Below are 20,574 nucleotides of genomic sequence, written 5' to 3' on the forward strand. Positions count from 1 at the left end.
CATAGGTCTGGCATCGGGACAGGCGACATGCATGGAGCGATCCTAAACTGGTTTCAATTTGAAACCAGTTGAAGCCTAGCCGAGGTGGTCTTAAAATGCAACCACTTTGATCGCCAGCTTCCCGCCATGACAACTCCGGAACCCATCAGCAGCGAACCTTGCCCTGTGGCGAGGTCGGTCAACATCCTGGGCGATCGCTGGTCGCTGCTGATCGTGCGCGATGCCTTCGACGGGATCGGCCGCTTCAGTGAGTTCCAGCGCAGCCTGGGCGCCGCCCGCAATATCTTGGCGGACAGACTGCGGCGCCTGGTCGATGGGGGAATTCTCGCGACCCGGCCCGCTGGCACCGGTAGCGCCTACCAGGAATATGTGCTGACCGAGGCCGGCAAAAGCCTGTTTCCCGTCGTCGTCGCGCTGCGCCAGTGGGGCGAGCGCAACCTGTTCATGCCCGGTGAAGCGCATTCGGAACTGATCGAGAAGAAAACGGGCAAGCCGGTACAGTTGATGTCGGTCAGGACCGAAGACGGGGGCGTACTGGGGCCGGACGATGCCGAGGTGCGCAAGCTTGCGCTCTCGCCCGGCACGGATACTTAATGTAGTGCCGGGGGCGGCGCTGCCGCGCTGAAGTTGCCGATCGCCGGGGAAGCGACCTTCTCGCCGAGGGTGCCGGGCGTCAGCACGTCGAGCTTGCTCGGGGCCAGCGCTTCCAGGAAGCGGCGCACGCGGCCGGCATCGGCGGTGCGTGACATCTTCCCTTTCGAATCCAGGAACACCATGATCACGTTGCGGCCGTGGATGGCCGCCTGCATCACCAGGCAGCGCCCTGCTTCGTTGATGAAGCCGGTCTTCTGCAGGCCGATGTTCCAGTCCGGCAGCGCCACCAGGTAGTTGGTGTTCGCGTAGCGCATCGGGCGACCGCTTGCCTTGACGATCGAATTCGGGGTGGTGGAATACTCGCGCAGCAGCGGTTCCTGGTGCGCTGTGGCGACCAGGCGCGCCAGGTCGCGCGCGCTCGACACGTTACGGCTCGACAGGCCGCTGGAGTCGACATAGTGGGTGTCCTTCATGCCCAGCTCGCGTGCCTTGGCGTTCATCGCGTCCACGAAGGCCCCGATGCCGCCGGGATAGTTGCGCCCGAGCGCGGAGGCGGCACGGTTTTCCGAACTCATCAGGGCAATATGCAGCAGTTCGCGCCGCGTCATGCGGGTGCCGACCGGCAGGCGCGAGCTGGAATACTTGTGGCGGTCGACGTCCGCGTCGGTGATGCGCAGGGTTTCGTCGAGATCCTGCCTGGCCTGCACCACGACCAGGCCGGTCATGAGCTTGGTGATCGAGGCGATCGGCAGGGCGATGTTGGCGTTCTTTTCGAACAGCACTTCCGAGCTGTTCTGGTCGAGCACGAAGGCGACGTTCGAGCGCAGCGACAGCGGATCGGCCGTGCGGCGCAGGCCGGCGACGTCGCCCAGGCTGCGCGGATCGACGGCCGCGGCGCCGGCGGCGCGGCGCACCAGTTGGTAAGTCACCTTGCGCTTGCCGCGCACCATCTCGACGCGGCGCACCATGCGCGCGCGGTTGTCGTCGGCGATGGCCTGGGCCAGGTCCTGGCGCTTGGCGCGGGTCTTGCGTACCGCCTTGCCCGAGGCCCGGCGCTGTTTTTTCTTGACGACCTTTTTCTTGCCGGACTTGGCTTCGGCCGACGCACCCGCACCCGCACCGGCGCCCGCTCCGGCACCGTAGACGGGCTGGAACGCAAACAGCAGCGATACGACGGCGGCCAAGGCAAGTTTAAACATCTGGAAACCCTTCGACGCAAACTGATGAGATACGGAATGCAGTGTAGCTGAACGACGCCCCATCGCAAGCGAAACTTATATTCCGTGCGGCAACGTTCCGAAAAACGACAAACCGTTTCCAATCAAGTATTTACGTCCACCTCACTCGCGGAATTGCGTGAAATCTTGAACAGGCACGCGTTCGGTCACGAGGGAATTTTCTATGCGGCCGGGATCGGCCCAACCGAGCGCCATGCCGCACACCACCATTTCATTCTCCGGCAACCCGAGCTGCTGCGCAATCACGCGGTGATACTGTGTGAAGGCTGCCTGGGGGCAGGTATCGAGGCCGCGGGCGCGCGCGGCGACCATGATGTTCTGCAAGAACATGCCGTAATCCAACCACGAACCCTGCTCCATGATGCGATCGATGGTGAAGATCAGGCCGACCGGAGCGTCGAAGAAGCGGTAGTTGCGCGCGTGCTGGGCCGCCATGCCGGCCTTGTTGTCGCGCGTGAGTCCGAGCAGGCTGTACAAATCCCAGCCCACCTTGCGGCGCCGGTCGACATAGGGCGAGATCCATTCGCGCGGGTAGTAGGCGTATTCCTCGGTGTGCTGGCGTGCCTGCTCCGGATCGGCGTTCACCGCCAGGATGGCCTCGCTCAGGCTTTGCTTCGCCTGCCTGCTCAAGACGTAGACCTTCCACGGCTGGGTATTGGTGCCGGACGGCGCGCGCGCGGCCACCTCCAGGATGCGTTCGATGTCGGCGCGCTCGACCGGCTTGTCCAGGAAGGCACGGATCGAGTGGCGCGAGGCGATTGCCGCATCGACGGCTTCCTGCTGGGGGCTGGTGATCATGAAGTCTCCTTGTTTTGAACGACGAATGCGACACCCAGCACGGCCACCGCCATGCCCGCCAGCGCGAGCGGACTGAAGGCCTCGCCGAACAGCAGCCAGGCCATGACGGCGGTGGTGGGCGGGGTCAGGTACAACAGGCTGGTCACTTCCGTGGCGCGGCTGCGCCGGATCAGCGTGAACAGCAGGAAAATGGCGCCAATCGACAGCGCGAAGATCGACCACAGCCAGGCCACGACGAAGTCCATGCTCCAGGTGACGCTGGAAAAACGCGGGTCCAGCCCTTCCAGCAGCACGGCCAGCGGCACGAGCACGGCCACGGTGGCGCCGAACTGGATCACGGTGCCGGTGCGCAGGTCGAAGCCCGGGCAATAGCGCTTCTGGTACATGGTGCCGGCCGTGATGCACAGCAGCGCGAACACGCACAGGGCGATGCCGGCCACCGTCAGGCCGGCCAGGTGCAGCTTGGCCTGCACCACCAGCGCCACACCGAGCAGGCCGAGCGCGAAGCCCAGCCACTGGCGCGGCCGCACCCTTTCCTTGAGCAGGGGCGCGCAAGCGGCGGTCAGGATGGGCTGCATGCCGACGATCAGCGCGGTCAGCCCGGCCGGCATCCCGATCTTGATCGCGGCCCAGACGCCGCCCAGGTAACCGGCCTGCAGCAGCAACCCAGCGACCGCCACGTGCAGCACCTGGCCGCGCGGCCAGGGTGCGCGCACGATAAACACCACTGGCAGCAATACCGCCAGTACGCCGAGGCAGCGCAGGATCAGGAAAGTGAGCGGCGGCGCATACGGCAGCCCGAGCTTGGCCACGATGAAGCCGGTACTCCACAGGAACACGAACAGCAGCGGAACGGGCGACAGCCAGGTGGCCTTTGTGACAGAATGCGCGCTGCTTCGGGTGCTGGAGGACATGAATGGGATGCTGCAAAGCAGCCTGTTTCGGTGACTTGGCGGAACGACAAGGTGCTAGTCTAGCATGCCGACGGAAGCGGCTCTGCCTGCCCCTTCGCGGAGCGTTTTCTTGCGCTAAATCAAACGTAAGTCCTTGAAATTTCTTGCAATCAATGCATTCAAGAAATTTATGCACACTTTATGGTGCGTCGCATCAAATCTGCTTGACTCCCCCTGAAAACTGGATGAAAATTTGCCCTGTTGCGGTGCACAAAAAAAGATTTCGTTCCTAAAGACGGAAACATCTGCCTCACCGGTCCAAGCAACATTTCATCCACTGAACACATTGAATTTTGGAGAGCCACATGTTTGCAATTCCTGAGCAGTTTTCGAATGCCACCAAAGCCAACCTGGAATCGCAGTTCGCCCTGCTGTCCTCGCTGACCGCCAAGACCTTCGAAGGCATGGAGAAGCTGGTCGACCTGAACATCAGCACTGCCCGCAGCACCCTGGAAGATTCGTCGAACGTCGCCCGCCAGCTGCTGGGCGCCAAGGATCCGCAGGAATTCTTCTCGGTGACCGCGTCGCAGGCCCAGCCGACCGCTGAAAAGGCCCTGTCGTACAACCGCCAGCTGGCCGCCATCGCCACCGGCACCGGCGCCGAGTTCTCGAAGGCCGCCGAAACCCAGATCGTCGAAACCAACCGCAAGGTCATCGCCCTGGTCGACGAAGTGAGCAAGAACGCCCCGGCCGGTTCGGAAACCTTCGTTGCCGCCGTCAAGACCGTGATCAGCAACGCCAACGCCGGCTACGAGCAGTTCAGCAAGACCAGCAAGCAGGCTGCCGAAGCGATCGAAAACAACGTCAACGCAGCGGTGAGCCAGTTTTCGGCGACTGCTCGCAAGGCTACCGCTACTGCGACTGCTGCGACCCAGACCGCTGCCGCCTAAGCTGCGACTGGTCAAATGAAAAAGCCGGGACGCTGTCCCGGCTTTTTGTTTTTCGGGCCACCTACTCGCCCAGGTAGGCCGCCTGCACCCGCGGATCGTCCAGCATCTGCGCGGCATTGCCGGTCATGGTCAGGCTCCCCGACTCCATCACATAGCCGCGGTGCGCCGCCTGCAGCGCCAGCTTGGCGTTCTGCTCCACCAGCAGGATCGTGATGCCCTGGCTCGACACGTCGCGGATCACTTCGAAGATCTTCTCCACCATGATCGGCGACAGGCCCATCGAAGGCTCGTCCAGCAGCAGCAGCGTCGGGTGGCACATCAGCGCGCGCGCCATCGCCAGCATCTGCTGCTCGCCGCCCGACAGGGTGCCGGCCAGCTGGCTGGAACGCTCCTTCAGGCGCGGGAACACCGCGTACCACTTCTCGATGTCTTGCGCGATCCCCGCCTGGTCATTGCGCGTGTAGGCGCCCATCAAGAGGTTCTCGTGGATCGTCATGCGGGTGAACACGCCCCGCCCTTCCGGCACCATGGCGAGCTTTTGCTGCACCATGCGGAAGGACTGGGTGCCGCGCAAGGGCTTCCCAAGATAGCTGATCTCGCCTTCCACCTTGCATGGCGGGAGCGTGCCAGTGATCGCTTTCAGGGTGGTGGTCTTGCCGGCGCCGTTGGCGCCGATCAGGGTCACCAGTTCGCCCCGGTTCACTTCCAGGTCCAGGCCCTTGACGGCCTTGATGCCGCCATAGGCGACCTTCAGGCCAGATACTTTCAGGATGTTGTCGGTCATTGATGCGCCCCACCGAGGTAGGCCTTGATCACGGCCTCGTTGTTCTGGATCTCCCTAGGGGTACCTTCGGCGATCTGCTTGCCGTATTCGAGCACCGTGATGCGGTCGCACAGGCCCATCATCAGCTTGACGTCGTGCTCGATCAGCAGCACGGTCTTGCCTTCGTTCTTGATTTTCACGAGCAGCTCGCGCAGGGCCAGCTTCTCGGTGGCGTTCATGCCGGCCGCCGGTTCGTCCAGCGCCAGCAGCTGCGGGTCGGTCGCGAGCGCGCGCGCGATCTCGAGGCGGCGCTGGTCGCCGTAGGACAGGTATTTCGCGGTGCGATGCGCAAACTGGCCGATGCCCACGAAGTCCAGCAGCTCCTGCGCCCGCGCGCGGATCGCCGCTTCTTCTGCGCGCGCCGCCTTGTGGCGGAAGATCGCGCCGAACACGCCCTGGCGGGTGCGTACGTGGCGACCCACCATGACGTTTTCCAGCGCGCTCATCTCGCCGAACAGGCGGATGTTCTGGAAGGTACGCGCAATGCCCGCCTTCGCCACCTCGTGCGGGGCAGATGGCGAATACGGCTTGCCGGCCAGTTCGAACGTGCCGCTGTCCGGCTGGTACAGGCCCGTGATCACGTTGAAGAAGGTGGTCTTGCCGGCGCCGTTCGGTCCGATCAGGCCAACAATCTGTCCGCGCTCGATGCGGATGCCGACGTCGGTCAGGGCCTGCAGGCCGCCGAAGCGCTTGTTCACGCCGGAGATGTTCAAAAGGATCTCGCTCATGCCTTGGCTCCCTCTTCGTCCTCGCGGGCCAGGGCGGCGTTCGGGCGCTCCTCCTTGTTCGGCGAGGGCCACAGGCCGGCCGGGTTGACCAGCATGATCAAGACCAGCGCCAGGCCGTAGAGCAGCTGGCGAAGCACTTCGGCTTCGATCACCACGGTGCCGAACAGCGCCTGCTGGGCCGGCTCCACCACGTGACGCAGCACTTCCGGCAGCGCCGCCAGCAGCACGCCGCCCAGCACCACGCCGGGGATGTGGCCGATCCCGCCCAGCACCACCATCGCCAGCACGGCGATCGATTCGGTCAGCGAGAACGATTCCGGCGACACGAAGCCCTGGAAGGCGCCGAACATGGCGCCCGCCACGCCGCCAAAGCTCGCACCCATGGCGAATGCCAGCAGCTTGACGTTGCGGGTATTGATGCCCATGGCCTTGGCCGCGATCTCGTCTTCGCGGATCGCGACCCAGGCGCGGCCCAGGCGCGAATGCTGCAGGCGCGAGGTAACAAAAATAGTCGCGATGGTCAGCGCCAGGAACAGGAAATAGTAGGCGTTCACCGAAGGCATCGAGAAGCCCCCGATGTGCACCGTCGCCTGCGAGCCTGCCTCGCCCGCCAGCGACACGCCGAACACGCGGATCGGGTCGATCATGTTGATCCCCTGCGGCCCGTTGGTGAAGTTGATCGGGTCGTTCAGGTTGTTCATGAAGATGCGGATGATCTCGCCGAAGCCGAGCGTCACGATGGCCAGGTAGTCGCCGCGCAGCTTCAGGGTCGGGGCACCCAGCAGCGCGCCGAACAGGGCCGCTACCAGGGCTGCCAGCGGCACGATCGCCCACACCGACAGGTGGATGCCGTTCTGCTGGATCTCGGGACCGAAGAAAGTCACCAGGGCTTCGCCCAGCGCCGGCGAATAATAGATCACCGACTCCAGCAGGGCCGCGAACTGGGGCGACGAGAACAGGCCGACCAGGTAGGCCCCCACCGCGAAGAAGGCGATGTAGCCCAGGTCGAGCAGCCCGGCGAAGCCGACCACGATGTTCAGGCCCAGCGCCAGCATGATGTACAGGAGCGCGATGTCGATGATGCGCACCCAGGAATTGCCGAACTGGGAAGCGAAGAAAGGAAAGACCAGCATCAGGGCCAGCACCACCGCCATGCTGGCGTAGGCCTGGCGCGGCTTGTGCTGGACGTCGAAAGTCAGGAGTGACATGGTGTCGGTCCTCGGTTACGCGCGGTCCGCCACGCGCTCGCCCATGATGCCCGACGGGCGCAGGGTCAGCACGAGGATCAGCACGACGAAGGCGAAGATGTCCTGGTAGTGGCTACCCAGGAAGCCGCCGGTGAGGTCGCCGATGTAGCCGGCGCCCAGCGCTTCGATGATGCCCAGCAGGATGCCGCCGATCATGGCGCCGTAGATGTTGCCGATCCCGCCCAGCACCGCCGCGCAGAAGGCCTTCAGGCCCGGCAGCACGCCCATGGTGAAGGTGATCGACGCATAGTTCGCGCCCCACATCACGCCCGCCACCGCGGCCAGCGCGGCGCCGATGGCGAAGGTGGCGACGATCACGCGGTTCGAATCGACGCCCATCAGGCCGGCCACGCGCGGGTTCTCGGCCACGGCGCGCATCGCGCGTCCCATGCGGGTGCGCTCGACCAGCAGCACCAGGGCGACCATCGCGGCGGCGGCCAGCACCAGCAGCAGGATCTGGGTGTGCGAAATCAGGGCGCCGCCAATGGACACCGGTTCCGGCGACAGCAGCTGCGGGAAGGGCAGCGGGCTGCGGCCCCAGATCATCATGGCGAAGGTCTGCAGCAGGATCGACACGCCGATCGCCGTGATCAGGGGCGCCAAGCGCGGCGCGTTGCGCAGGCGCCGATAGGCGACGCGCTCGATCAGGATGTTGACCAGTACCGCGACCGGGATGGCGCCGATGATCGCGATCGCCAGCTGCACATAGCCCGGCAGGCCGGGCGCATGGGCTTCCAGCAGTTTCAGGATGGTCAAGCCGATCATGGCGCCGATCATCAACACGTCGCCGTGGGCGAAGTTGATCAGGTTCAGGACTCCGTAGACCATTGTGTAGCCGAGGGCGACGAGGGCATACATGCTGCCCAGCACCAGGCCGTTGAGGATTTGTTGGATGAATGTTTCCATCGTGCGCGTTCGCTCTCCATTGCGGTCCAAGAAAAAACGGCACTCCGGGTAACCCCGCAGTGCCGTTCTGGCCTGGCGTTCATTCCGATTGCCATCATGATAAATGGCATTCAGGAAAACTTATACTGGAATTTGTTCCGTGTAATTACGCCGCCTTGGCGCCATCCAGGCCTTTGGGCAGCGGGAACACGACGTTTTCTTCCACGCCCTCGAGCGCACGCACGCTGGCCGCGCCCAATGCCTTGAGGCGGTCGATCACGGCCTGCACCAGCACTTCCGGGGCCGATGCGCCGGCGGTCACGCCGATGCGCTTCTTGCCAGCGATCCATTGCGGATCGATGGCAGCGGCATTGTCGACCATGTAGGCCGGCGTACCCATCTTCTCCGCCACTTCGCGCAGGCGGTTCGAGTTCGAGCTGTTCGGGCTGCCGACCACGACCACCACTTCCACCTGCGGCGCCATGAACTTGACGGCTTCCTGGCGGTTGGTGGTGGCGTAGCAGATGTCGCCCTTCTTCGGCTCGATGATGTTCGGGAAGCGCGCCTTCAGGGCATTGATGATGTCGGTGGTGTCGTCGACCGACAGCGTGGTCTGCGAGACATAGGCCAACTGGTCCGGGTTGTTCACCTGCAGCGTCGACACGTCGTCCACGGTCTCGACCAGGTGCATGCCCTCTTCCGCCTGGCCCATCGTGCCTTCGACTTCCGGGTGGCCGTCGTGGCCGATCATGACGATCTCGCAGCCCTGCTTGCGCATCTTGGCCACTTCCACATGGACCTTGGTCACCAGCGGGCAGGTCGCATCGAAAATGGTGAGGCCACGCGCCTCGGCATCCGCACGGACGGCCTTGGACACGCCGTGGGCCGAGAACACCAGGGTGTTACCGGGCGGGACGTCTTCCAGTTCCTCGATGAAGATCGCGCCCTTGTTGCGCAGGTCTTCCACCACATAGGCGTTGTGCACGATCTCGTGGCGCACGTAGATCGGGGCGCCGAACTGGCGCAGCGCGCGCTCGACGATCTCGATGGCGCGGTCCACGCCAGCGCAGAAGCCGCGCGGCTGGGCAAGCAGAATTTCGTTTTCCATGAAGGTTTCCTGTTTTACAGAACCGAAATCAGTTTCACTTCGAATTGCAGGGACTGGCCGGCCAGCGGATGGTTGAAGTCGAACAGCGCGGTGGTCTCGCGCATTTCCAGCAGCACGCCGGCAAAGCGGCCGCCCTTGGGCGCGTTGAACTCGATCAGCTCGCCCACCTTGTAGTCGGCATCTGGCACCGAGTTCTCCGCCAGCGTTGCCTTCGACACCGGCTGGATCAGGTCGGGATTGCGTTCGCCGAAGCCTTCTTGCGCGGTGAGCTGGAAAGTCTGGTGCGCGCCCTCTTCCATGCCGATCAGTTTTTGCTCGAGAAAAGGTGCCAGTTGACCCTGGCCCAGCAGCAAGGTAGCCGGGGTGCCATTGAAGGTAGTGATGAGATCAGTACCGTCGGCGGTGGCCAACCGATAATGCAGGGTCAGGTAAGAAGATTCGTTGACGACGTTGGACATGTTCTTTGTGGTGACAGGCAGGCCCGTGACAGGCAAACCGCTATTGTAAGCCACGCCCGGCCCTCGCGCCTCCACGTGCCCTTTTTTATGGCAAGGATCAGACAATGAGAATCACCGAATGGCCCGAAGAGCAACGCCCGCGCGAACGCCTGCTGCGCGGCGGCCCCAGGGTACTGTCCGACACCGAACTGCTGGCGATCTTCCTGCGCGTCGGCGTGGCCGGGAAAAGCGCGGTGGCGCTGGCGCGCGACATGCTCGAGCATTTCGGCTCGCTGCACCGGCTGTTGCATGCGAGCTCGAGTGAATTCGGCGCCCTGCACGGCCTCGGCCCCGCCAAGTACGCCCAGCTGCAGGCGGCGGTCGAGCTGACACGGCGCGCAGTAGCCGAGGAGTTCGAGCGCGAAGGCATGTGCTCGCCAGAAGCGGTGCGCGCCTACCTGCGCCACCAATTCGCGCTGCAGGCCCACGAATCCTTCGTCGTCCTGTTCCTGGACGTGAAGAACCGCCTGATCAACTATGAAGAAATGTTTCGCGGCACGCTCACACACACCAGCGTGTATCCGCGCGAGGTGGTGAAAGCGGCGCTGCGGCGCAATGCTGCGGCCGTGATCCTGGCGCACAACCACCCTTCCGGCGTGCCCGAGCCGAGCGAAGCCGACCTGCGCCTGACCTCCAGCCTGGTGCAGGCCCTGGCCCTGGTCGATATCCGCGTGCTCGACCATTTCGTGGTGGCGGGAACACATGTGCATTCCTTCGCCGAGCATGGCCAGCTATAGGGGCGGAGGCGGAATAAGAGCGTGAAAACAGGGTGTTACGGAACTCATCGGCAATTGTTAAATTCTGCGATTATCAAAAGACACAATTGTTTTTCGCAAGTGATTGATTTGTCGTGTGTTTCCACGCTATACTCTCGTTTTTCCAATCCTGGATATTCTTAAGGAGTGCACTATGGCACGTGTCTGCCAAGTTACCGGCAAGGGAGTGATGGTTGGCAACAACGTCTCCCACGCTAACAACAAAACCAAGCGTCGTTTCCTGCCGAACCTGCAGAACCGCCGCATCTTCGTGGAATCGGAAAACCGCTGGGTCTCCCTGCGTCTGTCCAACGCCGGTCTGCGCGTGATCGACAAGCTCGGCATCGATGCCGTGCTGGCCGACATGCGTGCCCGTGGCGAAAAAGTTTAATTAGGGAGCTATCATGGCAAAAACTGGCCGCGACAAAATCAAGCTGGAATCGACCGCAGGTACCGGTCACTTCTACACCACCACCAAGAACAAGCGCACCATGCCGGCGAAGATGGAAATCACCAAATTCGACCCGAAGGCACGCAAGCACGTGATCTACAAGGAAACCAAGATCAAGTAATCGATCTTGTTCCTCCAAAAAAGCCGCCGTCCCAGACTGGCGGCTTTTTTTATGCTTGCGCTCAGCAGGCGCTCGGGTAAGCTTGCGCCACGATGACAGAACCGCAAGCCTCACCACCCTTCCCGACCCACCGTATTGATGCCCTCGACGTGCTGCGCGGCTTCGCCCTGGTCGGCATCTGCCTCGTCAACGTCGAATTCTTCAATCGCCCCGTCGCCGAGTCCGGCGCCGGCATGGCGCCCGGCCTGCACGGCCTCGACTGGTTTGCCGCGTGGGTGGTCGCTTACTTCGTCAGCGGGAAGTTCTGGACCATCTTCAGCCTGCTGTTCGGCATGGGTTTCGCCGTGATGCTGGAGCGGGCCCGTACCAAGGGCCGCCCTTTCCTGCCCGCCTACCTGCGCCGCATCGCGGCCCTGCTGGTATTCGGCCTGCTGCACCACAGCCTGCTGTGGAGCGGCGACATCCTGATCAGCTATGCGATCGGCGCCCTGTTCCTGCTGCTGGCCCTGTTCGCGCGCGGGCGCTGGCTGCTGTTCGCGATCGTCTGCTGCATGGCCCTGTCGCTGCTGCCGGCACCCTGGCGCGAGTTGAATGGGCTGGCATTGCCGCTGGCCTTCGTGGGCCTGGTCGCGCTCTACCTGCGCGGCAAGCCGGGCGAGCCTGGATTTGCGCTGGCCATGATCATCCCCGGGGCACTGATCCTGCTGGCCGCACTGGTGCTGGTGCTGCAGGGATCGGAAGGCGCCCCCATGCTCGCCGTCGCAGGCAGCATCCTGCTCGCCCTCGGCCTGCTGGCCCGACGCCGTGGCGGCGAGGGACATGGCCGCCTGTGGCGCGCGGGCATCGCCATCTTCGTGCTGAGCTTCGGCTTCCTGGTTGCGGAAGGCGGCCTGCGCTACTTCTCTGCCGGCTCCCCGAGCCTGGGCCCGGCAACCTCGACCGCCATCGACGGACGCGAAGTCGACCAGGACACCGCGCGCAGCCTGCGCCACCGGGAGCTGGTGCAGCGCATTGCCGAGGAACGCAAGGTGCTCACGCAGGGCAGTTACGCGCAGGCGGTCGCCATGCGGGTCGGCCACCTGCGCGAGCGCCTGCGCGACGAAGCGGGCTTTTCCATCGTGCTGGTCGGCGTGTTCCTGGTCGGCGTCTGGTGCGTGCGCAGCGGCATGGTAACCGAGCCTGTCCGGTGGCAGTCATTGCTGCGGCGCCTGGCCTGGATCGGCCTGCCGCTGGGCATCGGTATCGGCCTGGCGGGCAGCCTGGTCGCGACCGCACGTCCTCCAGGCGTCGACGACCAGGGATGGGATTTCGCCTACGGCCTCCTGATGCTGGGCAGTCTGCCCGCCTCCTTCGGCTACATGGCCGCCCTGCTGCTGCTCCTGCAGCGCCGGCCGGGACTGGCGCGCGTGTTCGCGCCGCTGGGGCGCATGGCACTGAGCAATTACCTGATGCAGTCGCTGGTGCTGTCCCTGCTGTTCTACGCCCATGGCGCAGGCCTGTGGGGGATCGGGCGCGCGGCCCAGGTCGGCGTGGCGCTGGCGCTGTGCGCCCTGCAAGCCTGGCTCAGCGCGTGGTGGCTGAGGCGCCACCGCTATGGTCCGATGGAATGGCTGTGGCGTGCCTTTACGTATCTGCGCCTGCCGGAGCGGCGCCCCTCAGTAAATACAACACTGCCTTGACCCCGTATATTGCAATTTTCGCTGGACCGTGAAAGCATAAGGCGTTGTCGACTTCACCATCACCGGCATGTCCCAGCTGCTGAAGTTCCCTGCACTGCCTCTTCTTGCCGCCGGCCTGCTGTGCGCCCTGCCGGCACGCGCCCAGTCCCTTCCCGACGCGGTGCCGACGGTCGAAGTCAAGGCGGCCCATACCCGGCTGCTGCCGTACAAGGAATTGTTCTACCCCATGGCCAAGGCAGTCCAGCAAAGCCTGGCGGGACGCGCCGCGCTGGCGGTCCAGCTGCGTCCGGCGCGGCCCGGCGTGCGCACCGACGACCTGGCGGTCTGGCTGGAGGGAGGCGGCGAATCGCTGCCGGTGCGCGCGGACGCACATGGCCTGTACATCGTGCCCGTGGCCGACCGCATCGCTGCCCAGGACGGCAGCTTCTCCATCAACAAGAAGCCGTCCGACCTGCGCGCCAACCTGGTCCTCGTGCCCACCCTCGCCCCCGATGCCTGGACCATGGGCGAGATCCGGCGCCTGCTGCATGACGTGCACGCCACCCTCGACCCGCTGGTGCCCTGGCACCACCGCTTCTTGATGTGGGCCTTCACGCGCAAGCTCGGCGTGTCCGTGTGCAGCCTGTCGCCCAGCTCCTACGTGGACGTGCGCGACGGCGAGCGCCTGCTGGCCAGCTATCCCACCAGCGAGCCGGCGCGCAACCATGCGAATGCGCCGGTCTACTGCCACCGCTTCACCGGCAACGAAGACTTCGATCCGCGCGCCCGGCTGGTGCTGCCGGAAGATGCGCAGGTACTCCTGATCTGAACATAAAAAAAGGCTCCCCGCGGGGAGCCTTTCTCTTGCCGGCACAGGCCGGGTTTGCTTACGCGTAGCTGCGCAGGCGCAGCGAGAAGTCCTGCAGGGCCTTGATGCCCGAGGCTTCGGCACGTGCGCACCAGTCCTGCAGTTGCTGCAGCAGCTGGTCGCGGGTCGAGTGCGAACGTTCCCAGATTGCGCCCAGTTCCACGCGCATCTGGTGCATGGTTTCCAGCGCCTTGCTGTGCTGGAACAGCTCGACCAGCTGCTGCTTGTGCGAGGCTTCCAGCTTGGCCGGCTCGCGCTGCATCAGCTTGCGCGAGCTCTTCAGGAAGCGCGCTTCCAGTTCAGCCTTGTGCTTCAGGTGCTCGAATTCCTCACGGAAAGCGTGACGCACCGATTTCGCATACTTGGCCATCACGTCGTAGCGGTTGGCGATCACCGACTGCAGGGTGTCGAGGTCGGCCACCAGCTTGTCCTTGGCGAATTCCGGCTTTGGCGCAACCTTCTTGACCTTGGCCAGGCCCAGGGTTTCCAGGATGCGGATATAGCCCCAGCCCAGGTCGAACTCATACCACTTGCTCGACAGCTTGGCCGAGGTGGCGAAGGTGTGGTGGTTGTTGTGCAGCTCCTCGCCGCCGATCAGGATGCCCCACGGCAGGATGTTGGTGGCCGCATCGCTGCAGTCGTAGTTGCGGTAGCCCCAGTAGTGGCCGATGCCGTTGATGATCCCGGCCGCGGTGATCGGGATCCACATCATCTGGACCGCCCATACCGAGATACCGACGATGCCGAACAGGGCGAAGTCGATAAGGAGCATCAGCACCACGCCCATGGCGCTGTGCTTGGTGTACACATGTCGCTCGATCCAGTCGTCCGGGGTGCCATGGCCATACTTCTCCATGGTTTCCTTGTTCTTGCTCTCGGCGCGGTACAGCTCAGCGCCTTCGAACAGCACCTTGCGGATGCCGCGCGTCTGCGGGCTGTGCGGATCCTCTTCGGTATCGCACTTGGCGTGGTGCTTGCGGTGGATCGAGGCCCATTCCTTGGTCACCTGGCCGGTGGTGAGCCACAGCCAGAAGCGGAAGAAGTGGCTCGGGATAGCATGCAGTTCCAGCGCACGGTGCGCCTGGTGGCGGTGCAGATAGATCGTCACGGCGGCGATCGTGATGTGCGTCAGTACCAGGGTGGCAATGACGATCTGCCAACCGGTGAAGTCGAGCAGGCCAGTCGACAGGAAGCTCAGCACGGCTTGCACGGGTTCGCTACTAAAGAAATTCATTCAGTCTCCATGGATATCGCGTCAGTACGCCAAACTTCTGGCGACCACAACCCGACATTTTACGCGGTTCCAGTGACGCGCGGCACGCGAAAGAGCCTTAAGGCATGCCTTATTTCAAGGTGCAGCGGGGGTGCGTGCCACAAGCGATGTGATATGTGCATCCAGCAGGCGCGTATCCATTGACGGATGACCAAGCTTGATCTCGCCCGACTGGACAAGTGCATAAATCTTCTTGTTCACATCGGAGATCGGCCCGCCCTGCCCGTTCTCGGGGTCGCCCAGCCAGAAGCCGACTTCCAGCTCGTAGCCGTCGGCGGCGAAAGCGTTCAGCAGCACGTTCGGCGCCGGCTCGTCCAGCACCCGCGGCACGCCGCGCGGCAGCGATTCGAGCAAGGGCATGATGATGGACAGGTCGCTGTCGTAGGACACGGTCAGCTTCGTGATGGCGCGCACGTTGCGATTGGTCGAAGACTGGTTCAGCACCACGCCGGTGATCAGCATCTCGTTCGGCAGCAGGGTCTGGGTGCCGTCAGTCCCGCGCAACACGGTATAGCGCGTATTGATGCGCGCCACCCGGCCGGAATATTTATCGAGCGTGATCGGGTCGCCGATGGTCAGGCTGCGCTCCAGCAGGATGATGAAGCCGGACACGTAGTTGCTCGCGATACGCTGCATGCCGAGACCGAGACCGACGCCGAGCGCACCGCCGAACACCGACAGCACGGTCAGGTCCAGCCCCGCCAGCGACAGGCTGAACAGCACGGCGACAAGGATCAGCACCGCCCGGCTCATGCGCGCCAGCACGACCTTGATCGAGCTGTGCATGCGGTCCACCTTCATCAGGCGTTCTTCCAGCGCGGCGCCGGCCCACAGCGCCAGCATCATCAGGACCACGATCGAGACAATGCCCTCGACCAGGTCGGCCAGCACGATCTTGTGCTTGCCGACCGGCAAAACAGTGCGATCGAAGAAGCGGATCACCTCGGGCAGCACGCCCGTGATGTGCAGGGCCACGCCCAGCCAGACGATCAGGGCAAAGATCTTCTCGAAGGTCTGCAGCGCCTCGCCCAGCTGGCCGCGGCGGGCGAACACCCGCCGCAGCAGGTAGAAGAAGGTGCGGATCACCGCGAACGAAGACGCCAGCGGCACCGCCACATCGAGCAGGTGCACGCTCTGGTAGTTGCCCATGACGGCGCGGGTGGTCACCAGGAGGCCGAGGATCAGCAGCGGCGGCAGCACGCGGCTGAAACTGGCCATGCCGAGGCCGATCAGGCCACGTTGCTGCTCCTGGTGGCTGGCCAGCCAGGACCGGTGCATCAGCCGCGCCAGGCCCCAGCCGACGGCGACGCACAGGACAATGGCAAGCGCCTGCCACAGGATGGCAGGCTGGCGGATGTCGCCGAACAGGTCGGCCAGCAGTTGCTGGAGCGGCATATTCCGGTTTTACGCGTCGTCCGCCGGCTCGGCAGGCTCAGCGGCCTTGGCCTTTGCCTTGCGTTCCAGCACGGCAGCGAAGAAGCCGTCGGTCTGGTGCTTGTGCGGCAGCATCTTAAGGTACTGGTCCATTTCGAGCGGGATCTTCTGCTCGGCCAGCACCTGGCTTGCCGGCACCAGTTCGAAGTCCGGGTGGGTGGCCAGGAACTGTTCGACGATCACGTCGTTCTCTTCGTTCAGCAGGCTGCAGGTGGCGTACACCAGGCGGCCGCCGTTCTTGACCAGGCGGGCGGCGCCGTCCAGGATCGATGCCTGCTTTTCCTGCATCTCGGCAACCGCTTCCGGGCGCTGGCGCCACTTGACGTCCGGGTTGCGGCGCAGGGTGCCCAGGCCGGAGCAAGGCGCGTCGACCAGCACGCGGTCGATCTTGCCGGCCAGGCGCTTGATCTTGGCGTCGCGCTCGTGCGCGATCAAGACCGGATGCACGTTCGACAGGCCGCTGCGCGCCAGGCGCGGTTTCAGCTTCGACAGTCGCTTTTCCGACACGTCGAAGGCGTACAGGCGGCCGGTATTGCGCATGGTCGCGCCCAGCGCCAGGGTCTTGCCGCCGGCGCCGGCGCAGAAATCGACCACCATCTCGCCGCGGCGCGCGCCGAGCAGCTGGGCCAGCACCTGGCTGCCCTCGTCCTGCACTTCGATCGCGCCTTCCTTGAACAGCGGCAGGTTCTGCAGCGCAGGTTTCTTCTGCACGCGCAGGCCCAGCGGCGCATACGGCATCGGCTCGGCCGCGATCGGCGCCTTGGCCAGTTCGGCGATCACGTCGTCGCGGTTGGCCTTGATGGAGTTCACGCGCAAGTCGAGCGGCGCCGGGGTGTTCAGCACGGCAGCCAACTCCAGCGCCTCGGCCTCGCCGAATTGCGCCACGAGCTTGTCGTACAGCCAGGCCGGCAGGTTGGCGCGCATCTGCGGCGGCAGCAGACTGCGGTCGACTTCCTTGACGCGGGTGAGCAGATGGGTTTCTTCCTCGCTCAGGCCGCCGAGGGCGTCGATGCCCACGGTCTCGGCCAGGCCCAGCAGGGCCAGCTTGCGCATCGAGGGCGTGTTGCCGGAGCCGGCGAAGTCGGTGTAGAAGGATTTGTTACGCAGGACGGCATACACCGCCTCGGCGATGACGCCGCGCTCGCGGCCGCCGAAACGGGGGTGGTCCTTGAAGTAGCGCGACAGGGTGACGTCGGCGGGCGACGTGAAGCGCAGGATCTCGCGCAATACTTCTTCGGTATTGCCGATGATCGCTGGAGGCAATCTCATGGTGTTCCTTAATTAAATGCTTGTGGTTTCGGCGGGCGCGAGGATGCGCACCTCACCGTTTTCAATACTGAGCCTGTCCTCGACGAACAGGCGCACCGCATACGGGTAGAGCTTGTGTTCCTCGACCAGCACGCGGGCGGACAGGGTCTCTTCGGTGTCGCCAGGGAGCACCGGCACACGCGCCTGCGCCACCACCGGGCCATGGTCGAGCTCGGCAGTGACGAAATGGACGGTGGCCCCGTGTTCCTTTTCGCCGGCGTCGATCGCCTGCTGGTGCGTGCCCAATCCCGGGAACAGCGGCAGCAGCGAGGGGTGGATGTTCAGCATGCGGCCGGCGTAGTGCTCGACGAAAGGCGCCGTCAGGATGCGCATGAAGCCGGCCAGCACGACGAGGTCGGGCGCGAAGCGGTCGATCGTCTCTTGCAGGGCCGCGTCGAACTCGGCGCGACTCGCATATTCCTTGTTCGCGACAACGGCCGTCGGGATGCCGCGGGCACGGGCGAATTCCAGGCCCTTGGCTTCCGGCTTGTTGCTGATGACAGCCGCGACACGGGCCGGCCAGCCCTCCGCTTCCAGCGCGCGCACGACCGCTTCCATGTTGCTGCCACGGCCGGAAATGAGGATCACGATGTTTTTCATAGCGCGCATTGTACCGTATCGCCGGCGGGCAACCGCGGCGGACGGCGCTGCGGCCAGCGACTCAGACCGGAATCGCGAAGGAGTAGAATACGCGGAACGGGACTTTCTTTTCGGCCCAGAATTCGGCCGCGTCACGGAACACGTCGAGCAGGTTTTCGCGTGCTTCCTTGTCGAATTTCTGCGCACTCGGCAGTTGCTCGAGCACGACGAGGAAGCCAGGCTGGGGCCCTGCTTCGGCCACGGTTTCGGTCAGGCACTTGCGCAACGCGTCGAAGTTCTTGCTGCAGGGTTTGGGGAAATAGAAGTTCTCGCCGATGCGGGCGCACACCTGCTGCTTGGTCAAGGTATTGGCGCAATGCGCATAGAGAAAGTGATGACCCAGGCGCGCAGCCTCCTGCTGCAGTTCGGCGACGCGGAACGCGCGGATCGACTGCACCAGATTGGGCGGCACTCTCATCAACAAACTCATTTTTTCCTCAGGCTGACCAGATGGGTGTGATACGGCGCCCACAGCGCTACGCGTCGCGACGGCTGACATCCGCCACATTCTTCTCTCCCGTAGTTGTTTCCGCACGCCAATTAAAGACCCTTAGTGTGTAAGAGTAACGTTTTGTGGTATTGGAAGCAACCCAAATGTGATCCAGGGAATCCCATTTGTAATAATTAGTATGTTCACATATGCACAACTTGTCGCTCCACCAACAGCTCTGCCATTCTGGCGGCGGATGCGAAAAGCTTGCGTTGCTGTTACATTTTGTTGCCACAGGGATTCGATGAGTTCGGCAGATCGGATTACCATAGGAGCCATGGAAGTCCGGTCGGTTCCCACCCCACCAGACCCGTCGAATACACCACTACGAGGTAAGACCATGAACTTTCAAGCCAAACTGATCATCGCCGCCGCGGGCCTGGCTGCCCTGCCCCTGGCGCAGGCCCAGGATTTCGAAGATTTCGGCCGCGTGGTGCGCGTGCAGCCGCGCGTGGAACAGATTCGTACCCCGCGCCAGGAATGCCGCACTGATTACGTGCAGGTGCCGGTGGAGCAGCAACGCGGCGTTGGCGGCGGCATCGTCGGCGGCATCGTCGGCGGCCTGCTGGGCAACCAGGTCGGCAGCGGCAGCGGCCGTGTGGCCGCTACGGCAGCGGGCGCGATTGCCGGCGCCATGGTCGGCGACCGCGCGGAAAACGCCAACCGCGGGCCTGGCGGCGTGCAGGAACAGGCCGTGCGCCAGTGCCGCACCGTCGAAGCCTACGAGTCGCGCACCAACGGCTACGACGTCACTTACGAGTACCGCGGCCAGACCTACACCACCCTCATGAATCGCGATCCGGGCAACCGCGTCCGCCTGCGCGTCTCGGCACAGCCGGTCGACGGTTACTGATCCTCAGCCGGCTCCGCGCCGGCTTCCCGCAGCGCCCTTGCGCTGCGGGAACCCCTCCCCCGATAATAGGGCGATTCAACCAGGTTGCCCTATGCTCATCAAACGCAAATCCATCGAACAGGCCGAATCCTCGCGCCGTCCCGCGCGCAAGCCCAAGTTCGCTCCCGTCACCCTGTCCGAACAGGACGGCGTCCGCTACCTCCACTTCGGCACCGAATGGGTGCAGGGCGCGATGCGCATCCGCAAACCGGACTGGCCGGAGCTGGAATACGCGCAGCAGATGATGGCCTGGATGCTGTTCATCGAATCGCCCCGCGCCATCGCCCAGCTGGGCCTGGGCGCCGCGACGCTGACCAAGTTCTGCTACCGCCAGTTCCTTGACGCGAGCGTCACCGCCGTCGAGCTGAACGAATCCGTGATCGCCATCTGCGCCTCGATGTTCAAGCTGCCGCCCAATGACGAACGCCTGGAGGTGCTGGAAATGGACGCGATGGATTTCGTCCTCGACCCGGCGAATCACGGCGCCTTCGATGTCCTGCAGTGCGATTTGTACGACGCCACCGCACGCGGCCCGGTGCTCGATACGCCCGAGTTCTACCAGGCCTGCAACGATTGCCTGGCCGAAGGTGGCATCATGACGGTCAACCTGTTCGGCGACCACCCGAGCTTCGCGAAGAACCTGAAGGCCATGAAATTCGCCTTCGATCACGTGATCTGCCTGCCGGAAGTCCATGAGGGCAATGTCGTGGCGCTATGCTTCCGCGACAGGCCGCAACTGGACAAGGAAGTGCTGGCTGCACGCGCCGCACAGATTGTGGCGGCGACCAAGCTGCCGGCCAAGTCCTGGGTCAAGGGCATCCTCGCTGCCAACTAGAACCCACCAACGGGAGCCGAACGTGACTACGCAAGCCGTCCCCACCACCTCCAAGTCGCCGCGCCTGCGCGCGCTCGACCTGCAGTCGA

23 protein-coding genes are annotated in these 20,574 nt (G+C 64.1%); 9 read left to right on the forward strand and 14 right to left on the reverse strand.

All coding sequences use genetic code 11. The annotated features are described in order from the left end of the window. Nucleotides 1-126: 126 nt before the first annotated feature. Nucleotides 127-594, forward strand: a complete 468-nt coding sequence (locus LK539_RS03155; protein ID WP_227799451.1) for a helix-turn-helix domain-containing protein — start codon at nt 127-129, stop codon at nt 592-594. Here LK539_RS03155 and LK539_RS03160 read toward each other — a convergent pair. From LK539_RS03160 to LK539_RS03170, 3 genes are all read right to left on the reverse strand, one after another. Further along, the gene (locus LK539_RS03160; protein ID WP_227799452.1) at nt 591-1,793 is read right to left on the reverse strand and encodes a serine hydrolase; all 1,203 of its coding nucleotides are present in this window, start codon (nt 1,791-1,793) and stop codon (nt 591-593) included. The genes LK539_RS03155 and LK539_RS03160 overlap by 4 nt on opposite strands. Nucleotides 1,794-1,934: 141 nt before the next feature. Further along, nucleotides 1,935-2,630, reverse strand: a complete 696-nt coding sequence (locus LK539_RS03165; RefSeq protein ID WP_227799453.1) for a nitroreductase — start codon at nt 2,628-2,630, stop codon at nt 1,935-1,937. After that, entirely contained in the window at nt 2,627-3,544 is a 918-nt protein-coding gene (locus LK539_RS03170; protein WP_227799454.1) for a DMT family transporter, read from the reverse strand. Before LK539_RS03170 ends, LK539_RS03165 begins: the two co-directional genes overlap by 4 nt. A gap of 344 nt (nt 3,545-3,888) precedes the next feature. Here LK539_RS03170 and phaP point away from each other — a divergent pair, with 344 nt between their 5' ends. Then, nucleotides 3,889-4,473, forward strand: coding sequence for a TIGR01841 family phasin (phaP, locus tag LK539_RS03175; protein ID WP_227799455.1), 585 nt, complete (start codon nt 3,889-3,891; stop codon nt 4,471-4,473). A gap of 61 nt (nt 4,474-4,534) precedes the next feature. Here phaP and LK539_RS03180 read toward each other — a convergent pair whose 3' ends face one another. The 6 genes from LK539_RS03180 to LK539_RS03205 all read right to left on the reverse strand — a co-directional run bounded on the left by LK539_RS03180 (nt 4,535) and on the right by LK539_RS03205 (nt 9,722). Then, complete coding sequence (locus LK539_RS03180; protein WP_227799456.1) at nt 4,535-5,257, reverse strand: ABC transporter ATP-binding protein; 723 nt, start codon at nt 5,255-5,257, stop codon at nt 4,535-4,537. Beyond that, nucleotides 5,254-6,024 carry an ABC transporter ATP-binding protein gene (locus LK539_RS03185; RefSeq protein ID WP_227799457.1) on the reverse strand — a complete coding sequence of 257 codons (771 nt, stop codon included), beginning with the start codon at nt 6,022-6,024 and terminating at the stop codon, nt 5,254-5,256. Before LK539_RS03185 ends, LK539_RS03180 begins: the two co-directional genes overlap by 4 nt. Continuing rightward, nucleotides 6,021-7,232 (reverse strand): ABC transporter ATP-binding protein, encoded by a 1,212-nt coding sequence (locus LK539_RS03190; protein ID WP_227799458.1) that lies wholly within the window; start codon nt 7,230-7,232, stop codon nt 6,021-6,023. The genes LK539_RS03185 and LK539_RS03190 overlap by 4 nt, the downstream gene beginning before the upstream one ends. Before the next feature lie 15 nt (nt 7,233-7,247). Beyond that, on the reverse strand, nt 7,248-8,177 hold the full coding sequence (locus LK539_RS03195) for a branched-chain amino acid ABC transporter permease (RefSeq protein WP_227799459.1): 930 nt from the start codon (nt 8,175-8,177) through the stop codon (nt 7,248-7,250). Between the two features lie 145 nt (nt 8,178-8,322). After that, nucleotides 8,323-9,264: a 4-hydroxy-3-methylbut-2-enyl diphosphate reductase gene (ispH, locus tag LK539_RS03200; RefSeq protein WP_227799460.1), complete on the reverse strand. Its 942-nt coding sequence runs from the start codon at nt 9,262-9,264 to the stop codon at nt 8,323-8,325. Nucleotides 9,265-9,278: 14 nt separating this feature from the next. Further along, nucleotides 9,279-9,722 (reverse strand): peptidylprolyl isomerase, encoded by a 444-nt coding sequence (locus LK539_RS03205; protein WP_227799461.1) that lies wholly within the window; start codon nt 9,720-9,722, stop codon nt 9,279-9,281. A gap of 104 nt (nt 9,723-9,826) precedes the next feature. Between LK539_RS03205 and radC the strand changes: the two genes are divergently transcribed. The 5 genes from radC (at nt 9,827) to LK539_RS03230 (ending at nt 13,575) form a co-directional block, all read left to right on the forward strand. Continuing rightward, entirely contained in the window at nt 9,827-10,498 is a 672-nt protein-coding gene (gene radC / locus LK539_RS03210) for a DNA repair protein RadC (RefSeq protein ID WP_227799462.1), read from the forward strand. A gap of 172 nt (nt 10,499-10,670) precedes the next feature. Then, nucleotides 10,671-10,907, forward strand: a complete 237-nt coding sequence (gene rpmB, locus LK539_RS03215) for a 50S ribosomal protein L28 (RefSeq protein WP_026354825.1) — start codon at nt 10,671-10,673, stop codon at nt 10,905-10,907. Between the two features lie 13 nt (nt 10,908-10,920). Further along, nucleotides 10,921-11,088 (forward strand): 50S ribosomal protein L33, encoded by a 168-nt coding sequence (rpmG, locus tag LK539_RS03220; protein WP_005665735.1) that lies wholly within the window; start codon nt 10,921-10,923, stop codon nt 11,086-11,088. A gap of 92 nt (nt 11,089-11,180) precedes the next feature. After that, the gene (locus tag LK539_RS03225; protein WP_227799463.1) at nt 11,181-12,767 is read left to right on the forward strand and encodes a DUF418 domain-containing protein; all 1,587 of its coding nucleotides are present in this window, start codon (nt 11,181-11,183) and stop codon (nt 12,765-12,767) included. A gap of 67 nt (nt 12,768-12,834) precedes the next feature. Next, nucleotides 12,835-13,575 (forward strand): hypothetical protein, encoded by a 741-nt coding sequence (locus LK539_RS03230; protein WP_227799464.1) that lies wholly within the window; start codon nt 12,835-12,837, stop codon nt 13,573-13,575. A gap of 58 nt (nt 13,576-13,633) precedes the next feature. Here LK539_RS03230 and LK539_RS03235 read toward each other — a convergent pair whose 3' ends face one another. The 5 genes from LK539_RS03235 to LK539_RS03255 form a co-directional block, all read right to left on the reverse strand. Then, a complete protein-coding gene (locus LK539_RS03235) occupies nt 13,634-14,848 on the reverse strand; it encodes an acyl-CoA desaturase (protein WP_227799465.1) in 1,215 nt (404 codons plus the stop codon). 114 nt (nt 14,849-14,962) lie between these two features. Beyond that, nucleotides 14,963-16,282: a mechanosensitive ion channel family protein gene (locus LK539_RS03240; protein WP_227799466.1), complete on the reverse strand. Its 1,320-nt coding sequence runs from the start codon at nt 16,280-16,282 to the stop codon at nt 14,963-14,965. 9 nt (nt 16,283-16,291) lie between these two features. Then, nucleotides 16,292-17,590 (reverse strand): RsmB/NOP family class I SAM-dependent RNA methyltransferase, encoded by a 1,299-nt coding sequence (locus tag LK539_RS03245; RefSeq protein WP_227799467.1) that lies wholly within the window; start codon nt 17,588-17,590, stop codon nt 16,292-16,294. Between the two features lie 12 nt (nt 17,591-17,602). Continuing rightward, nucleotides 17,603-18,229, reverse strand: a complete 627-nt coding sequence (gene purN / locus LK539_RS03250) for a phosphoribosylglycinamide formyltransferase (protein WP_227799774.1) — start codon at nt 18,227-18,229, stop codon at nt 17,603-17,605. 61 nt (nt 18,230-18,290) lie between these two features. Next, entirely contained in the window at nt 18,291-18,776 is a 486-nt protein-coding gene (locus tag LK539_RS03255; protein WP_373889507.1) for a barstar family protein, read from the reverse strand. A 322-nt stretch (nt 18,777-19,098) separates the two neighbouring features. Here LK539_RS03255 and LK539_RS03260 point away from each other — a divergent pair, with 322 nt between their 5' ends. Next, entirely contained in the window at nt 19,099-19,611 is a 513-nt protein-coding gene (locus tag LK539_RS03260) for a glycine zipper 2TM domain-containing protein (protein ID WP_227799469.1), read from the forward strand. A gap of 91 nt (nt 19,612-19,702) precedes the next feature. After that, nucleotides 19,703-20,485, forward strand: coding sequence for a spermidine synthase (locus tag LK539_RS03265; protein ID WP_227799470.1), 783 nt, complete (start codon nt 19,703-19,705; stop codon nt 20,483-20,485). Nucleotides 20,486-20,574 lie beyond the last annotated feature (89 nt).

The organism is Massilia sp. IC2-476, from assembly GCF_020707295.1.
Lineage (GTDB): Bacteria > Pseudomonadota > Gammaproteobacteria > Burkholderiales > Burkholderiaceae_D > Telluria.

What these genes read in the sequence shown, in the direction of transcription:
- LK539_RS03155 (WP_227799451.1), top strand. Translation starts at nt 127, where the DNA reads ATGACAACTCCGGAACCCATCAGCAGCGAACCTTGCCCTGTGGCGAGG.
- LK539_RS03160 (WP_227799452.1), bottom strand. Translation starts at nt 1,793, where the DNA reads ATGTTTAAACTTGCCTTGGCCGCCGTCGTATCGCTGCTGTTTGCGTTC.
- LK539_RS03165 (WP_227799453.1), bottom strand. Translation starts at nt 2,630, where the DNA reads ATGATCACCAGCCCCCAGCAGGAAGCCGTCGATGCGGCAATCGCCTCG.
- LK539_RS03170 (WP_227799454.1), bottom strand. Translation starts at nt 3,544, where the DNA reads ATGTCCTCCAGCACCCGAAGCAGCGCGCATTCTGTCACAAAGGCCACC.
- phaP (WP_227799455.1), top strand. Translation starts at nt 3,889, where the DNA reads ATGTTTGCAATTCCTGAGCAGTTTTCGAATGCCACCAAAGCCAACCTG.
- LK539_RS03180 (WP_227799456.1), bottom strand. Translation starts at nt 5,257, where the DNA reads ATGACCGACAACATCCTGAAAGTATCTGGCCTGAAGGTCGCCTATGGC.
- LK539_RS03185 (WP_227799457.1), bottom strand. Translation starts at nt 6,024, where the DNA reads ATGAGCGAGATCCTTTTGAACATCTCCGGCGTGAACAAGCGCTTCGGC.
- LK539_RS03190 (WP_227799458.1), bottom strand. Translation starts at nt 7,232, where the DNA reads ATGTCACTCCTGACTTTCGACGTCCAGCACAAGCCGCGCCAGGCCTAC.
- LK539_RS03195 (WP_227799459.1), bottom strand. Translation starts at nt 8,177, where the DNA reads ATGGAAACATTCATCCAACAAATCCTCAACGGCCTGGTGCTGGGCAGC.
- ispH (WP_227799460.1), bottom strand. Translation starts at nt 9,264, where the DNA reads ATGGAAAACGAAATTCTGCTTGCCCAGCCGCGCGGCTTCTGCGCTGGC.
- LK539_RS03205 (WP_227799461.1), bottom strand. Translation starts at nt 9,722, where the DNA reads ATGTCCAACGTCGTCAACGAATCTTCTTACCTGACCCTGCATTATCGG.
- radC (WP_227799462.1), top strand. Translation starts at nt 9,827, where the DNA reads ATGAGAATCACCGAATGGCCCGAAGAGCAACGCCCGCGCGAACGCCTG.
- rpmB (WP_026354825.1), top strand. Translation starts at nt 10,671, where the DNA reads ATGGCACGTGTCTGCCAAGTTACCGGCAAGGGAGTGATGGTTGGCAAC.
- rpmG (WP_005665735.1), top strand. Translation starts at nt 10,921, where the DNA reads ATGGCAAAAACTGGCCGCGACAAAATCAAGCTGGAATCGACCGCAGGT.
- LK539_RS03225 (WP_227799463.1), top strand. Translation starts at nt 11,181, where the DNA reads ATGACAGAACCGCAAGCCTCACCACCCTTCCCGACCCACCGTATTGAT.
- LK539_RS03230 (WP_227799464.1), top strand. Translation starts at nt 12,835, where the DNA reads ATGTCCCAGCTGCTGAAGTTCCCTGCACTGCCTCTTCTTGCCGCCGGC.
- LK539_RS03235 (WP_227799465.1), bottom strand. Translation starts at nt 14,848, where the DNA reads ATGAATTTCTTTAGTAGCGAACCCGTGCAAGCCGTGCTGAGCTTCCTG.
- LK539_RS03240 (WP_227799466.1), bottom strand. Translation starts at nt 16,282, where the DNA reads ATGCCGCTCCAGCAACTGCTGGCCGACCTGTTCGGCGACATCCGCCAG.
- LK539_RS03245 (WP_227799467.1), bottom strand. Translation starts at nt 17,590, where the DNA reads ATGAGATTGCCTCCAGCGATCATCGGCAATACCGAAGAAGTATTGCGC.
- purN (WP_227799774.1), bottom strand. Translation starts at nt 18,229, where the DNA reads ATGAAAAACATCGTGATCCTCATTTCCGGCCGTGGCAGCAACATGGAA.
- LK539_RS03255 (WP_373889507.1), bottom strand. Translation starts at nt 18,776, where the DNA reads ATGTGGCGGATGTCAGCCGTCGCGACGCGTAGCGCTGTGGGCGCCGTA.
- LK539_RS03260 (WP_227799469.1), top strand. Translation starts at nt 19,099, where the DNA reads ATGAACTTTCAAGCCAAACTGATCATCGCCGCCGCGGGCCTGGCTGCC.
- LK539_RS03265 (WP_227799470.1), top strand. Translation starts at nt 19,703, where the DNA reads ATGCTCATCAAACGCAAATCCATCGAACAGGCCGAATCCTCGCGCCGT.